Source organism: Oceanicella actignis, from assembly GCF_008124525.1.
Taxonomy (GTDB): Bacteria; Pseudomonadota; Alphaproteobacteria; order Rhodobacterales; family Rhodobacteraceae; genus Oceanicella; species Oceanicella actignis.
In genome coordinates this window covers 134,050-148,545 of sequence record NZ_VNHJ01000006.1, presented here as the reverse complement: position 1 = coordinate 148,545, position 14,496 = coordinate 134,050, and the positions used below count along the sequence as shown (strand labels likewise).

Sequence of the window (14,496 nt, the reverse complement as noted above, 5' to 3'; positions counted from 1 at the left end):
CCCTGCGGACGCCCTGTCTTACGGGCGGGCGGCGGGCTTTTCAATCCGGCATGGCGCCCGGCTCAGCCCTTCTGCTTGGCCAGCTCGGCGACCTTGATCTGACGCGCCCGCGCCAGGATGGCGTCCTCAAGCTTGCGCGCCGTCTCGGGGCTGACCGGGGCGGGCAGCCACTCGCCGCCCTCGCCGCGCACCTGCCGATAGACCGCCACCTTCAGCGAACTGGCCTCCAGCTTGGGGCTCGACACCAGAACCGTGACCTTGAAGCGCTCGTCCGGCGCATCGGGATTCACCCCCCAGTCGGTCGCGATCACCCCCGAGAACGGGTCCGTCGAGCTCAGCGGCAGGAAGGCCAGCGTGTCGAGCGACGCGCGCCACAGATGGCGGTTGATGGCGATGCCCGCGCCGCCGCCCTCGGTCTCGACGCGGTTCGCGCGCAGCAGGTCCCCGATGGTCGAGGCCCGCCGGTCGCGGGTCATGTCCGCAAGGGTCGGGTCGTATTGCTCCTTGGGCGGCGTGCCCCCGCCGCAGGCGCCAAGAGCAAGAGACGCGGCAAGCGCGCCGGCGATCGGCAGGATCTTGTTCACTCGAGGCCTCCTCGCTTGCGCCGCGCGGCGGCGCGTCCCTGGCCGCATTTAGCTGGGCGCCGCGCCCGGTGTAAAGCCTGCGCGCGCCCCCGGCGCCGCCGCAATTGTTGCGCGCACGTCACAACCCGTCCGCGGATTGAGCGCCGCGACGCATGTCGCTTGACGTTGAAGCCGCCTTTTGACGAAAGTCTGCGTGGCCTTCCGGGGATAACCCGCGGAAGGGTCAAGACATCGCATCAACCGCGAGGGACACCATGAAGAACCTTCTCATCATGTCCACGGCCCTGGTCGCCGTGGCCTCCGTCGCCCAGGCGGCCGAGCCGCTCAAGGCCTCCGTCGGCGGCTACATGTTCGTCGGCGTCGGCGCCAACGACATCGACGGCCAGGACAGCAGCATCGGCGTCCTGCGCGACGGCGAAATCCACTTCAAGGTCAAGGGCTCGTCCGACAACGGCCTGACCTTCGACGGCAAGGTCGAGCTCGAGGCCTGGTCGCAGGGCGGCGACATCATCGACGAGAACTGGGCCCGCGTGTCCGGCTCGTTCGGTTCGATCAAGATCGGCGCCGACGACCACGCGTCGTACAACATGGCCACCGGCGTTCTCTACTTCATGGGCGCGCATATCGGCGCCTATGACGCCTTCGGCGAGTCGGGCGGTCCGGCCGCGTTCGCGTCGAACAACCGCTTCGGCGACGACATCGGCGTGTACTACAACACCCCGAACTTCAACGGCTTCCAGGCCGAGATCTCGTGGCAGCCGAACGGCTCGTCGGACGGCTCGGGCGACAGCAACTCGCTGGTCACCGACAACAACGCCGCCGCCAACAACAACCAGATCTCGATCGGTCTGAACTACCAGGGTGAGTTCAACGGCGTCGAGATCCGCCTGTCGGGCGGCTGGGACTATGTCGACGAGCTGGGCGGCAACGGCGGTTCGTCCGAGGATGCGTTCATGGCCGGCGCTCAGATCGGCTACATGGGCTTCGTCCTGGGCGGCCACTACAAGCAGGCCCTGGTCGCCGGCGACACTGACGACTACGTCGGCAACATCGGCTACAAGACCGGCCCCTGGGGCTTCGGCCTGCAGTATGCCCGCATCGAGCAGGATCTGGCTGGCGGCTACGAGGTCGACAAGTTCGCCGGCTGGGTGACCTACGCCCTCGCGCCGGGCGTGTCGGTGGGTCTTGGCGTCGAGCACCAGAACTCGGACGGCACGAACCCCGACGGCACCGCCGGCATGGCCGTCATGAGCCTCGGCTTCTGATCCAGAGCCAATCGGCTTTCGATCCGGGGGCGGTCCGCAAGGACCGCCCCTTTCTCGTTTCTCGAACCGCTGCGATCAGTCGACCGCGTCATGGCGCCCCGCACCGCCTGTGGAACGCCCGGGCCGCTCCCGCCGCGCACGGGGCGCGCCATCCGCGGCGGGCGCATCGGAAAACCCATCGGGCCAGTCGGCGTCCGGCCGCCTTCGGTTGCAGCGGCCCGGTTGGGTCCGGAGCTTTTCGGTTTGTGGTCGTCGTGATGTCGGCTTGCCCCGGGCCTGTCGGGCGCGTCAGGCCGCGCCCAGTCCCGCTTGCGGCGCGTGCCCTGCGCCGCCCTGCGTCACGCGGGCGATCTCGGCGATCAGCGCGGCTCGATCCACCGGCTTGGCCACATGGCCGTTCATCCCGAGGCGCAGATAGGTTTCGCGTTCGGCCGGATCGGCGGTCAGGGCGATGACCGGCACGTCCCGCACCGGCGGCGGCGACGCGCGCAGGCGGCGGATGGTTTCGATGCCGTCCATCTCCGGCATGTGGATGTCCAGCAGCACCAGGTCATAGGGCCCCTTCGCCAGCGCATCGAGCGCCTCGCGCCCGTTGGCCGCCTCGTCGATCACGCGCTTGTCGCCGTTGAGCAGCATGCGCGCCAGAAGCCGGTTGGTCGGCGTGTCGTCCACGACCAGGATTCGCATCGCGCGGGGCAGCGCGGCCCGCGCCGCGGCGGGCGCATCCGCTTCGGGCTCGACCGCGGCCGCCTTCAACGTCAGGGTGAAGCGCGAGCCGCCGCCCGGCCGCGGCGCCGCCGAGACGTCGCCATCCATCATGCGCGCGATTTCGCGCGTCACAGCCAGCCCTAGGCCCGTTCCGCCGAACCGCCGGCCAATCGAGGCGTCGGCCTGAACGAATGGCTGGAAAATGGCGCCGATCTGCTCGGGGTTGACGCCGATGCCCGTGTCGTCGACGACGATGCGCAACTCGTGACGACCGTCTTCGGCGGGCGTCGAGGTCACATGAACCGCCACGCCTCCTTCGCTTGTGAACTTGAGGGCGTTCGACACCAGATTGCCGACGCATTGGCGCAGGCGGTTCGCATCGACCAGAAGGCGCGGCGGCAGGTCTGGCGAGATGACGAGCTCGAAGGCAAGTCCCTTCTGGTTGGCCAGCGCTTTCCAGACGATCGCCGTCTTGGTCAGCATGTCTCGAACGTCGGTCGGCGTCGGCGAGAGCTCCATCCTGCCGGCCTCGATCTTGGACACGTCGAGAATGTCGTTCAGGATGGTGTTCAAGGCCGAGGCGGATGCGATGATCGCCTCGACCTGTTCGCGCTGCAACGCCGAAAGCTCGGTGCGCGCCAGCGCCTGCGCCATGCCGAGGACGCCGTTGAGGGGCGTTCTGATTTCGTGGCTGGTGTTGGCAAGGAACAGCGACTTGGTGCGGTTCGCCTCCTCGGCCTGGCGGCGGGCTGTCTTCGCCTCGCGCAGCGCGGCGTAAAGACGCGTCACGGATCGGCTGTTCTCGAGCGAGGCGACGATGAAGTAGAACAGGAACATCGTCACGCCCAGAACCATGGGCGCCGCATCGAACAGGCTCATCCGCTCCCAGTCGCGATAGACGATGATCGCCGGCATGGCAGCCAGATAAAGCGCCGGCGCGGCGCCCATCATCAGCAACAGGCGACGCGAGTGCGAGAAGAAGATGATCGTGTGCAGAAGGCTGCCGATCAGCAGGATGAAGGCGTAGATCTGATCGTACACCCCGCCGTTGAGCCATATGATGACGCTGGCCGCGCCGAATGCCAGGCCGCCCCAGAGGAAGTTGGCCTCCATCATGTGCCGCCAGCGCTCGGGCGGCTCGCGCCTTACGCAGGCGCGCTGGTAGACGAGTATCTCGATCGCTTCGTTGATGATGACGCCCAGCGACCAGGCCAGGAGGACGATCGGTCCGGCGACCTTGAACACGACGAGACCCACGATCGTGGTCGCCAGGAAGCGCGCCGCCGCGTTCTCGTGCAATTCCTCGAGCACGCGGATGTCGGCGTTCTGTTCGTCGAAGTCCAACATGTGATCATCCAGAAATCTGGCCTGGCGCCGGGGCCAGCTTCGCCGGGCGAGCTTTCGATTTCGTGTATGGAGCGAAAACTCCTCGCAGCGCAGCACGTTATGCGCTGGCGGCCTTTTCGTCACGCGCATCCTTCTGTTCGGGCGGCCGCAACTCGGCCAGGACCAGACCCGGCTCGTCCGGGTCGGGACGCAGGGAAAAGCCCAGCGAACGCGCCAGGCCAAGCATGGGTCCGTTCTGCGCGGCGATCTCGCCCCAGATGCGGCGCAGGCCCATGCGCCGTCCGGCTTCGAGCGCCGCGCGCAACGCCGCCCGGCCCAGTCCCAGCCCCTGATGGTCGCCGCGCACCGAAACGGCGAATTCGGCCGCGCCCGCGCCGTCGCCCATCAGCCGCGCGCCCGCGACGATGGGGCCGCCCTGCTCGGGTTCGAGCACCAGGCAGACGTCGCGGGCCGGGTCGATGGTGCACAGCCGCCTGGCCAGCTCGGGCGTCAGATGCGGCACGGCATGCAGCATGCGGAACCATTTCTGGCGGTCGGGCAGGGTCTCGTAACCCTCCATCAGCGCCGGAGCGTCCGACGGGCGGATGGGCCGCAGCCGGAAGCGGCGGCCGTCCGCCGCGACGATGATCTGGGGCGCAATGGGCACGAAATCTCGCCTCGATAATTCAATCTGCAACTCGTGCAACCCTAGCTGGCGTCGTCGGCCGCGTCGAGCAGGACCTTGACCTTCCAGTCGCTGGAAGGCCTATCTTCGCGCCAACCCGGCAGGAGGAACGGCCATGAATGCTCTGGACGACCAGATCCAAGGGCGCCGCGAGGCGGCGGTTTCGCTCGAGATCACCGGCATGACATGCGCCGGATGCGCGCGCCGCGTCGAGAGCGCCCTGCGCGAGGTCGAGGGCGTGCGGGACGCGCAGGTCAACCTCGCGCTCGAGCGCGCCGACATCGACGGCGCGGCGGACCCTGCGGCGCTGGTCGAGGCCGTGCGCAAGGCCGGCTTCGGCGTGCGGCTGGCGCAAACCGATCTGGCGATCCGGGGCATGACCTGCGCCGGATGCGCGGCGACGGTGCAAAAGGCCCTGCGCCGCACGCCGGGGGTGATCGACGCCGCGGTCAACCTTGCCACCGAAAGCGCGACCGTCCGTCACCTGCCCCACATGGCCGGTCCGGCCGAGCTGATGGCGGCGGTCAAGGCCGCGGGCTACGATGCGGCGCCCGCGGGCGCGCGCGACCACGACGCCGCCGAGGCCGAGGCCGCCGCCGCGCGTCGGCGCGACGTGCAGGACCTGGCGCTGGCGCTGCTTCTGGCGGCGCCGCTGGCGGGGCAGATGGTCCTGATGGCGCTCGGCTTCGACATGCGCATGCCCGTCTGGGCCGAGCTGGCCCTTGCCACGCCGGTTCAGCTCTGGGCGGGGCGGCGCTTTCATGTCGGGGCGGCGCGGGCGATCCGGGCCGGGGCCGGCAACATGGACGTGCTGGTCTCGCTCGGCTCCTGGGCGGCCTATCTGCACAGCCTCTGGCTTGTCGCGACGCAGGGCGAGGGGGCGGCGGGGCATCTCTATTTCGAGGCCTCGGCCGTCATCATCGCGCTCGTCCTTCTGGGCAAGACGCTCGAGAACCGCGCCAAGCGCGCCGCTTCGGCCGCGTTGCGCGAGCTGATGTCGCTGCGGCCGGAAACCGCCCATGTCCTGATCGCCGGCAAGGAGCACGAGCGCCCGGTCGATGCGGTCGGCGTCGGCGACGTTCTCGTCGTGCGCCCGGGCGAGCGCATTCCCGTCGACGGCGTGATCCTGCGCGGCGAGACCGAGCTGGACGAAAGCCTCATCACCGGCGAATCCATGCCCGTGCGCCGCGGGCCCGGCGACGTCGCGCCGGCGGGCGCGCTCAACGGTCCGGGGCTGATCCGCATCCGCGCCGAGCGCGTGGGCCGCGACACCACGCTCGCCCGCATCGCCGAGCTGGTCGCCCACGCCCAGACGGGCAAGGCCCCGGTCCAGCGGCTGGTCGATCGCGTCAGCGCCGTCTTCGTGCCCGTGGTCATGGCGCTGGCGGCGCTGACCTTCGGCGGCTGGCTGGCCGCGGGCGGCGGGTTCGAGCACGCCTTCCGCGCCGCCGTGTCGGTTCTGGTCATCGCCTGCCCCTGCGCGCTGGGCCTGGCCACGCCGACCGCGCTGGTCGCGGGCACGGGCGCGGCGGCGCGCGCGGGCATCCTGATCCGCGACATCGAGACGCTCGAGCGCGCGGCGCGGCTCGACGTCATCGTTTTCGACAAGACCGGCACGCTGACCGAGGGCGCGCCGCGCCTGACGGCCCTGGCGCCGGCGCAGGGCATGGACGAGAACGCCCTGCTGCTGCTGGCCGCCTCGGCGCAGCTCGGCTCCGAGCACCCGCTGGGCAAGGCGATGGCCCGCGCCGCGCGCGAACGGGGGCTCGAGCCCGAACAGCCGGACTCGTTCGAGGCCGTCATCGGCGCCGGCGTGATCGCGCGGGTCGGCGGCCGGACGGTGCGCATCGGCACGCGCGCGCTGGTCGAGGCCGAGCCGCCCGCCGAGCTGGCGCAACAGGCGCGCGCCTGGACCGAGGCCGGCGCGACGGTGGTCTGGATCGCCGACGACGGCGCAATCCTGGGCGTCGCCGCGCTCGAGGACGCGCTGCGGGCCGACGCGCCGGCGACCATCGCGCGGCTGCGCGCGCGCGGCCTGCGCACCATGCTGCTGACGGGCGACAACGCCGCCGTCGCCCGCCGCGTGGCCCGGAGGCTGGGCATCGACGACGTCGCCGCCGAGGTGCGCCCCGAGCACAAGGCGCAGACCGTCGCCGATCTGCGCAAGGGCGGGCGGCGCGTGGCCATGGTCGGCGACGGCGTGAACGACGCGCCGGCCCTTGCCGCGGCGGATGTGGGCATCGCCATGGGCTCGGGCGCGGACGCGGCGCGCGAGGCGGCGGGGATCACGCTCATGCGGCCGCGGCTGATGCTGGTCGCCGATGCGCTCGACGTCGCGGCCGCCACCGCGCGCAAGATCCGGCAGAACCTGTTCTGGGCCTTCGCCTACAACGTCGTGTGCCTGCCGATCGCGGCGGCGGGGCTGCTGAACCCGGCGATCGCCGGCGCGGCGATGGCGATGTCCTCGGTCTCGGTCGTCACCAACGCGCTGACCTTGCGCCGCTGGCGGCCCGAGGCGGATCGCCCGATGGACCGAGGCGCGGCATGAACATCTCGCAAGTCGCGCGGCAATGCGGGCTGCCGCCCAAGACCATCCGCTATTACGAAGAGATCGGGCTGATCCGCCCGAGCCGCACGCCCTCGGGCTACCGCAGCTTTTCCGAGGCCGACGCCCGCCGCCTGGCCTTTCTGGCGCGCGCGCGGCGGCTGGGCTTCGGCATCGACGAATGCCGCGCCCTGCTCGACCTTTACGAGGACCAGCGGCGCAGCGCCGCCGAGGTGCGCCGCATCGCCGCCGCGCATCTGGCCGAGATCGACCGCCGCATCGACGAGCTGCGCCAGATGCGCGCCGCGCTGGCCGATCTGGTGGCGCGATGCCACGGGCAGGACCGCCCCGATTGCCCGATCATCGACGGTCTGGCCGGCGAAGCCGAGCGCGGCTGACGCCATCGTCGGACCAAGGTCCGTTGCCCGCGCCCGCCCAGCCTGCTCAGATGCGCGCATGACGATGCACAAGGCGCGGCGCATCCGCATGAGCATTCCGCGCGGCCGGCGGCGAACGCTGGCGGCGCAGTTCGCGCTGGTCGGCGGGGTCGTGATGGCGGCGGCGACGCTGGTGGCGGGCTTCTGGGTCTCGGAGCGCATCGAACATGGGGTGCTGCGCAACTCGGCCAACGCCACCGCGCACTACATGGAAAGCGTGATCTCGCCGCTCAGCCAGGAGCTGGCGCGCAGCGACCGGCTGTCCGAGGACTCGCGCCGCGCCCTGCGCCGCATCTTCGAGGAAACGCCGCTGGGCGCGCGGGTCGTCTCCTACAAGATCTGGAAGCCCGGCGGCCTTGTGGCCGACGCCAGCGATCCGGCGCTGATCGGCCGCCGCTTCGCGCCGACCGAGAACCTGCGCGAGGCGTGGAAGGGCGAGGTGCGGGCCGACCTGCAGGAACTTCGCGACGACGAGGACGCCGGCGAGAAGGCCCTGAACATTCCGCTGCTCGAGATCTACTCTCCGATCCGCGAGGACTGGTCGGGCCGGATCATCGCCGTGGCCGAATTCTACGAACGCAGCGAGAAGCTGGCCGCCGACCTGGCCGCCGCGCGGCGCAACAGCTGGATCGCGGTCGGCGCCGCGATGCTGACCATCTTCGCCGCGCTGTTCGGCATCGTCGCGCGCGGCAGCCGCACCATCGAGCGCCAGCGCGCCGCGCTGACCATGCGCCTTGACGAGCTGGCCGCGCTGTCCGAGACCAATCGCGCCCTGCGCCGCCGCGTGCAGGAGGCGGCGGCGCGTTCGGCCGCCGCGGGCGAGCAGACCCTGCGCCGCATCGGCGCCGATCTGCATGACGGGCCGGCGCAGCTTCTGGCCTTCGCGGCGCTGCGCCTTGACGCCCTGCGCCGCGCCGCGCCCGCCGCGGCCGCCGACATCGACGCCATCGAAAGCGCCCTGCGCGAATCGATCCGCGAGCTGCGCGCCGTCTCGCGCGGTCTTTCGCGCCCCGAGGTCGAGCGCCTGAGCCCGTCCGAGATCGTCGAGGCCGCCGTCGAGGCGCACCGCATGCGCACGCGCGACGCGGTGGGGATCGACATCGCCGGCGACGAGGCGCCGGCGCTGTCCGCGGCGGCGCGGATCTGCATCTTCCGCTTCGTGCAGGAGGCGCTGAACAACGCGCACCGGCATGCGGGGGGCGAGGGTCTGCGCGTCGAGCTTCGCCAGTCGCCGACCGAGCTGCGCCTGCGCGTTCTCGACGCGGGCCCCGGGCCCGGAGCCGCCGCGCATGGCCGCGCGTCGACGGGCCTTGGCCTGGCGGGGCTGCGCGACCGCGTCGAATCGCTGGGCGGCGAGTTCTTCGTCCGCCCTCGCCCCCAGGGCGGAACCGAGGTCGCGATGATCCTTTGCGCAGGAGACGACCGATGAGCGCGATCCGCATCGTTCTGGCCGACGACCACCCCCTGTTCCGCGAAGGCGTCGCCAAGGCGCTGTCCGAGGACCCCGAGCTGGACGTCGTCGGACAGGCCGAGGATGCCGACGGCGCCGTCCGGCTTGCCCGCAGCCTGTCGCCGGACCTGGTCCTTCTGGACGTCTCCATGCCCGGCGGCGGGCTGGCCGCCCTGCGGCGCGTGCGCGCGCTGCCCGACCCGCCCGCGGCGGCGATGCTGACCGTGTCCGAGGATGACGACGACATCCTCGACGCGCTGCGCGCCGGGGCCTCGGGCTACATCCTCAAGGGCGTCGGCGCCGCCGAGCTGATCGAAGCGGTCAAGGACATATGCGCCGGCCGCAGCTGGGTCTCGTCCGCCGTCGCGCGCCGCATCTCGGGCGAGATGGCGCGGCCCGCCGGCCCCTCGCCCGTCGATGCGCTGACCCGCCGCGAGGAGGACATCCTGCGTCTGGTCGCCCAGGGTCTGAGCAACCGCGAGGTCGGCGAGGCCCTGGGCCTGCAGGAAAAGACGGTCAAGCACTACATGACTTCAATTCTTCAGAAACTCCACGCGCGCAATCGCGTCGAGGCCGCCATGATGGCGCGCGAACGCTGGCCCGGGGGCTGAACGCCGATTCGCCGGACCAAGGTCCGTGTCGGACGGGCGGCGAATCGCCGATCCTGGGACTCACGGGTCGAATGACCCGGCATCGCGACGAACACGGAGGAGAGAGGCATGGCAGGCGACGTCATCAAGGTCGAGATTTCCAACGACGAGATCGAGATCGTCTATGCCGACGGCTCGAAAGAGCAGATCGAGCGCGGTATCTTCACCAGCAAGGCGGGCGACGGCACGGTGCTTGAACGCCGCGCCGCGACGCAGGACGACGTGCTGCGCCTTCAGACTCTGGCCGACGGCGCGGACGCCTCGCTGATCGACGATCTGAGCGGCGACGACGACATCTCGGGAGGCGACTCGCCCGATGACCTCAACGGCCGCGACGGCGACGATCACATCGACGCCGGCGGCTCGGACGACATCGTGGACGGCGGGCGCGGCTCGGACGACATCTTCGGCCACGACGGCGACGACGATCTGCGCGGCGGTCCCGGCGCCGACCGCGTCAGGGGCGGGCTGGGCGACGACATGATCGACGGCGGCGCCGGGCGCGACCGCCTGTTCGGCGGCGCCGGCCTGGACGACCTGCGCGGCGGCGACATGGACGACCTGCTTGACGGCGGCGACGACGACGACCGCCTGCGCGGCGGCGACGGGAACGACGACGTGCGCGGCGGCGACGGCGATGACGACCTGCGCGGCGGCGCGGGCGACGACATGCTTGACGGCGGCCTTGGCAATGACGACCTGCGCGGCGGCGCCGGCGCGGACCAGGCCAGCGGCGGCGAGGGCGACGACGACATCCGCGGCGATGACGGCGATGACGTGCTTGACGGCGGCGCGGGCATGGACCGGCTCAAGGGCGGCAAGGGTTCGGACACGGCCCATGGCGGCGCAGACGATGACCGCGTGATCGGCGGCGGGTCTGCGGATGCCGTGTTCGGCGACGAGGGCGACGACGTCGTCAAGGGCGGCGGCGGCGACGACCAGGTTTCGGGCGGGCTGGGCGACGACCGCGTGCGCGGCGGGTCGGGCGACGACGTCATCGAAGGCGGCGCGGGCGCCGATCGCGCCTGGGGCGGCGGCGGCGCGGACGTGTTCGTGTTCGCTCCCGGCGACGGCGCCGACAGGATCCACGACTTCCAGGACGGCGTCGACCGCATCGACCTTTCGTCTTTCGACTTCTCGGCCGCGGCGGATCTGGCGTCGAGCATGACCCAGGCGGGCGACAGCGTCGTGATCGACCTGGGCGGCGGCGATTCGCTCACGCTCGAGCACATGACGCTGGCGCAGATCGACGACGGCGACTTCATCTTCTGACCCCTGCGCCCCGGCCCGCCCTCGCCGGCGGGCCGGGGTCCGCGCGTCTTGGGCGTGGAAACCCGCGCCGCGCGGCTCTATCAATGTGGGCGACAGCCAGCCCATTGCGCAGGAGCCGCAGATGACCGACCTCCTCATTCGCAACGTTCGCATCGTGACCGGCGCAGGCGCCGACGCCGTGATCGAGGGCGGCGTCGCCGTCTCGGGCGGGATCATCGAGGCGGTGGGCAAGACCCCCGACCGCGCGCAGGAGGTGATCGACGGCCAGGGCATGATCCTGGCGCCCGGCCTGGTCAACACCCATTGCCACGCCGCCGACAGCCTGTTCCGCGGCCTGGTCGAGAACCTGCCCCTCGAGCCCTGGCTGCAAACGGTCTGGAAGGCCGAGGGCGCGATCCTGAACCCCGAAACCTGCCGCCTTGGCGCGCGCCTGGGCTTCGCCGAGCTGGCGCTGGGGGGCGTGACCTCGGTCATCGACATGTTCTGGTTCCCGGAGCAGACCGTTCAGGCCGCCGCCGAGGTGGGTGTGCGCGTCTCGTGCGGGGGGCTGTTCTTCGACCCGCCGGGCATGGACGGCAAGACCGCCGCGCACAGGCCCGACGACGCCCGCGCCTTCTTCGACCAGCATCCGCCGAGCGACTTTCTGCGCCCCGGCGTGTTTCCGCACGGCGCCTACACCGTCGGCCCGGACAATCTGCGCCTTGCGGCCGAGCTGGCGCGCGAGCATGACGCGATCTTCTCGATCCACGCCTCCGAGACCGCTTTCGAGCGGCAGGACGTGCTGACCCGCCATGGCGCGACGCCCGTGCGGCTGCTGCACGAGCTGGGCGCCCTGGACGAGCGCGCGGTGCTGGCCCATTGCGTGCATCTCGACGACGAAGAGATCGCCATTCTGGCGCGAACCGGCGCGGCGGTGGCGCACAACCCGCTGTCTAATCTCAAGCTGGCCAGCGGCTTCGCCCGCATCCCCGACATGCTGGCCGCCGGCGTGCGCGTGACGCTGGGGACCGACGGCGCCATCTCGGGCAACGATCTGGACATGTGGCTGGCGATGCGCCTGGCCGCCACCATCCACAAGGCCGCCACCGGCCGCGCCGACGCGGTCTCGACGCATGAGGCGCTGCGCATGGCCACCCAGGCGGGCGCCGAGGCGATGGGGCTGGGCGACCGCATCGGCACGATCGAGGTGGGCAAGCAGGCCGACATGATCCTGATCGACGTCTCGGGCCCGCATGCGGCGCCGATGTTCGACCCGCTCACGCATCTTGTCTACTCGGCCGGCCGCGCGGATGTGCGCCATGTGTTCGTCGCCGGCGAGCAGATCGTGCGCGACCGCCGCTTGACCCGCATCGACATCGCGCCGACGCTCGAGGCGGTGCGCGCGCTTGCGCCGCGCATCCGCGCCGCCATCGCCTGACCGCGCCACGGGAAGGACGCCGCATGACCGACGCCGAACGCACTCTTGACGCCGCGGCGGGACGCCTTGCCGAACTCGGCCCGATCGAGGCGGCGCTGATCCTGGGTTCGGGCCTGGGCGCGCTGGCCGATCAGGTCCAAGAGGCGCGCGCGCTGCCCTATGCCGAGCTGCCTGGCTTTCCCGTCTCGACGGCGCCGGGCCATGCCGGGCGCTTCGTCGTCGGGCGCCTGCACGGGCGGCGCGTGGCGCTGATGCAGGGCCGGCTGCACCTTTACGAAGGGTGGAGCGCGGCGCAGATCGCCCTGCCCGTGCGGCTCTTGCGCCGCATGGGCGCGCGCACGCTGGTCATCACCAACGCGGCCGGCGCGCTGAACCCCGATCTGAAGCCCGGCGCGCCGATGCTGATCGCCGACCATCTGAACTTCACCGGCGCCAATCCGCTGACCGGGCCGAATGACGAGCGCATCGGCCCCCGTTTTCCCGACATGAGCCGCGCCTATGATCCCGAGCTGCGCGCGCTGGCGCGCGCCGCGGCGGCCGAGGCGGGCGAGCCGCTGGCCGAGGGGGTCTATGCGGGCGTCGCGGGTCCTTCGCTCGAAACCTCGGCAGAGCGCCGCTTCCTGCGCATGGCCGGGGGCGACGCGGTGGGCATGTCGACCGTCGTCGAGGCGATCGCGGCCAATCACTGCGGCATGCGGGTGGCGGCGATCTCGGCCATCACCAACGCCGCCGACGGCGGCCCCGATCAGCAGCCGGACACCATCGAAGAGGTTCTGGCGAACGCCGCCGTCGCCGGCGAGAAGATCGGCCGCATCCTGGCCCGGCTGATCCCCGCATTGCCCTGAGGCGAGGAAGGAGCGCGAGATGCCTTTTCACGGAATGCACGGAATGGGGCTCTGGGGGCTGGCGCTCCTGGCGCTGGACATATGGGCGATCGTCTCGGTGATCGGCTCGAATGCGGGAACGGGGGCGAAGGTGGCCTGGGTGCTGGCGGTGCTGCTGCTGCCGCTCCTGGGCTTTCTGGCCTGGCTCCTGTTCGGCCCGCGCTCGGCGCGCTGAGGGGGCCGGCCGCCCGTTCGGGGCGGCCGGCGCCGAGGGTCAGTAGAGCGCCACGGGGTTGATGATCATCTGCACCGTGCCGCGGATGCGGGCCTGGCCCAGCACGAACATGAATTCGTTCACGCCCTCGCGCAGGAGCGGGCCGGTGTTCATGGTTTCCAGCAGATAGACGCCGTTTTCCTTCAGCGCGACCACATGGCCGTAGAAGGCCCCGTCGCCCGGCGCCGGCGGAATGGGCTCGACGCCCCAGGTGTCGGCGCCGATGGCCATGGGCTCGAGCGAGACCAGGTAGCGCATGCCCTCGACGCTCACGCCCGGCTCGCCGGACACCCAGGCCTTGGGGTCGGCTTCGAGCATGGCCTCGGTCCAGCCCGTGTGGAACAGGATGATGTCGCCCTTGCGCAGCTCGACCCCCTGCGCCCTGGCGGCGGCCTTGATCTCTTCGGGGCCGAAGTGGTCGCCGGCCTCGAGATGCGGCTTGCCCGCCGCGGCGGCCATGTCCAGCACGACGCCACGCCCGACCAGCGGCGGGATGTTGTGCGTGCCAAGGCGCTTGAGACCCGTCAGCTCGGCGATGTCCTTCTCGTCGTTGCAGTTGTAGTAGTAACCTTTCTCGCCCAGATGGCCGAGGCCGTCGATCTGGCTGCCGATGCCCAGCCAGGTCTGGACCAGGTCGTCGTTGTAATTGCCCTCATAGCCGAACTGGGTCAGCTTCTTGCCGCCCTGCTGGCCGGGCTGCACGACTTCGAGCGAAAGCGAGCGCGGCGGGAAGGCCGGGGTCGAGCTGTCGATCACGATGCCCAGCGGCAGCGACTTGCCCTGCTTGACCAGCTTCAGCGCGGCAAGCGTGTTCTCGGGCGTGACGAGGTTGGCCGAGCCGATCTCGTCTTCCGGGCCCCATTTCGAATGGGCGCAATCGTCGGCGAGGGCCGCGCCCCCGGCCATGAGCGCGGCGGCTGCGATGCAGGCGGCGATGGATCTGCGCATGAGCGTCTTCCTTTCTGAAAGCGGGCCGCGCGCGGCGGCCGGCGAGAAAAAAGCGAAATCAAATTTCGCAAATCATGGGCGCGACAAACCGCCGCGGTCAAGCGATTCGCG

The 14,496-nt window shown here is 71.1% G+C and carries 13 protein-coding genes; 9 read left to right on the top strand and 4 right to left on the bottom strand.

The window, feature by feature from the left end; genetic code table 11:
* Positions 1-62: 62 nt before the first annotated feature.
* Complete coding sequence (locus LY05_RS10085; RefSeq protein WP_170258967.1) at positions 63-584, bottom strand: DUF3576 domain-containing protein; 522 nt, start codon at positions 582-584, stop codon at positions 63-65.
* 254 nt (positions 585-838) lie between these two features.
* On the opposite strand from LY05_RS10085, the gene LY05_RS10080 reads away from it, so the two are divergent.
* A complete protein-coding gene (locus LY05_RS10080) occupies positions 839-1,849 on the top strand; it encodes a porin (protein WP_148923080.1) in 1,011 nt (336 codons plus the stop codon).
* Positions 1,850-2,137: 288 nt separating this feature from the next.
* Here LY05_RS10080 and LY05_RS10075 read toward each other — a convergent pair whose 3' ends face one another.
* Positions 2,138-3,904, bottom strand: a complete 1,767-nt coding sequence (locus LY05_RS10075; RefSeq protein WP_170258965.1) for an ATP-binding protein — start codon at positions 3,902-3,904, stop codon at positions 2,138-2,140.
* Positions 3,905-4,001: 97 nt separating this feature from the next.
* Positions 4,002-4,550, bottom strand: a complete 549-nt coding sequence (locus LY05_RS10070; RefSeq protein ID WP_072747035.1) for a GNAT family N-acetyltransferase — start codon at positions 4,548-4,550, stop codon at positions 4,002-4,004.
* Positions 4,551-4,683: 133 nt separating this feature from the next.
* Here LY05_RS10070 and LY05_RS10065 point away from each other — a divergent pair, with 133 nt between their 5' ends.
* From LY05_RS10065 to LY05_RS10030, 8 genes are all read left to right on the top strand, one after another.
* Complete coding sequence (locus tag LY05_RS10065) at positions 4,684-7,116, top strand: heavy metal translocating P-type ATPase (protein ID WP_211356318.1); 2,433 nt, start codon at positions 4,684-4,686, stop codon at positions 7,114-7,116.
* Positions 7,113-7,511 carry a Cu(I)-responsive transcriptional regulator gene (gene cueR, locus LY05_RS10060; protein ID WP_148923078.1) on the top strand — a complete coding sequence of 133 codons (399 nt, stop codon included), beginning with the start codon at positions 7,113-7,115 and terminating at the stop codon, positions 7,509-7,511. Before LY05_RS10065 ends, cueR begins: the two co-directional genes overlap by 4 nt.
* A 58-nt stretch (positions 7,512-7,569) precedes the next feature.
* A complete protein-coding gene (locus LY05_RS10055) occupies positions 7,570-8,979 on the top strand; it encodes a sensor histidine kinase (protein WP_249041928.1) in 1,410 nt (469 codons plus the stop codon).
* Positions 8,976-9,611 carry a response regulator gene (locus tag LY05_RS10050; protein ID WP_148923077.1) on the top strand — a complete coding sequence of 212 codons (636 nt, stop codon included), beginning with the start codon at positions 8,976-8,978 and terminating at the stop codon, positions 9,609-9,611. Before LY05_RS10055 ends, LY05_RS10050 begins: the two co-directional genes overlap by 4 nt.
* A gap of 108 nt (positions 9,612-9,719) precedes the next feature.
* Positions 9,720-10,922, top strand: coding sequence for a calcium-binding protein (locus LY05_RS10045; RefSeq protein WP_148923076.1), 1,203 nt, complete (start codon positions 9,720-9,722; stop codon positions 10,920-10,922).
* A gap of 121 nt (positions 10,923-11,043) precedes the next feature.
* A complete protein-coding gene (locus tag LY05_RS10040; protein ID WP_148923075.1) occupies positions 11,044-12,339 on the top strand; it encodes an amidohydrolase family protein in 1,296 nt (431 codons plus the stop codon).
* Positions 12,340-12,362: 23 nt separating this feature from the next.
* On the top strand, positions 12,363-13,184 hold the full coding sequence (locus LY05_RS10035; protein WP_148923074.1) for a purine-nucleoside phosphorylase: 822 nt from the start codon (positions 12,363-12,365) through the stop codon (positions 13,182-13,184).
* A 19-nt stretch (positions 13,185-13,203) separates the two neighbouring features.
* Positions 13,204-13,398, top strand: coding sequence for a PLDc N-terminal domain-containing protein (locus tag LY05_RS10030; RefSeq protein ID WP_245728492.1), 195 nt, complete (start codon positions 13,204-13,206; stop codon positions 13,396-13,398).
* A gap of 39 nt (positions 13,399-13,437) precedes the next feature.
* Here the strand turns inward: LY05_RS10030 and LY05_RS10025 are convergent, their stop codons facing one another.
* On the bottom strand, positions 13,438-14,385 hold the full coding sequence (locus LY05_RS10025; protein ID WP_148923073.1) for a cyclase family protein: 948 nt from the start codon (positions 14,383-14,385) through the stop codon (positions 13,438-13,440).
* Positions 14,386-14,496 lie beyond the last annotated feature (111 nt).

Excerpts from the sequence above, each read along its gene's own strand:
- LY05_RS10080 (WP_148923080.1), top strand. The coding sequence starts at position 839 with ATGAAGAACCTTCTCATCATGTCCACGGCCCTGGTCGCCGTGGCCTCC.
- LY05_RS10075 (WP_170258965.1), bottom strand. The coding sequence starts at position 3,904 with ATGTTGGACTTCGACGAACAGAACGCCGACATCCGCGTGCTCGAGGAA.
- LY05_RS10065 (WP_211356318.1), top strand. The coding sequence starts at position 4,684 with ATGAATGCTCTGGACGACCAGATCCAAGGGCGCCGCGAGGCGGCGGTT.
- cueR (WP_148923078.1), top strand. The coding sequence starts at position 7,113 with ATGAACATCTCGCAAGTCGCGCGGCAATGCGGGCTGCCGCCCAAGACC.
- LY05_RS10055 (WP_249041928.1), top strand. The coding sequence starts at position 7,570 with ATGACGATGCACAAGGCGCGGCGCATCCGCATGAGCATTCCGCGCGGC.
- LY05_RS10050 (WP_148923077.1), top strand. The coding sequence starts at position 8,976 with ATGAGCGCGATCCGCATCGTTCTGGCCGACGACCACCCCCTGTTCCGC.
- LY05_RS10045 (WP_148923076.1), top strand. The coding sequence starts at position 9,720 with ATGGCAGGCGACGTCATCAAGGTCGAGATTTCCAACGACGAGATCGAG.
- LY05_RS10040 (WP_148923075.1), top strand. The coding sequence starts at position 11,044 with ATGACCGACCTCCTCATTCGCAACGTTCGCATCGTGACCGGCGCAGGC.
- LY05_RS10035 (WP_148923074.1), top strand. The coding sequence starts at position 12,363 with ATGACCGACGCCGAACGCACTCTTGACGCCGCGGCGGGACGCCTTGCC.
- LY05_RS10030 (WP_245728492.1), top strand. The coding sequence starts at position 13,204 with ATGCCTTTTCACGGAATGCACGGAATGGGGCTCTGGGGGCTGGCGCTC.
- LY05_RS10025 (WP_148923073.1), bottom strand. The coding sequence starts at position 14,385 with ATGCGCAGATCCATCGCCGCCTGCATCGCAGCCGCCGCGCTCATGGCC.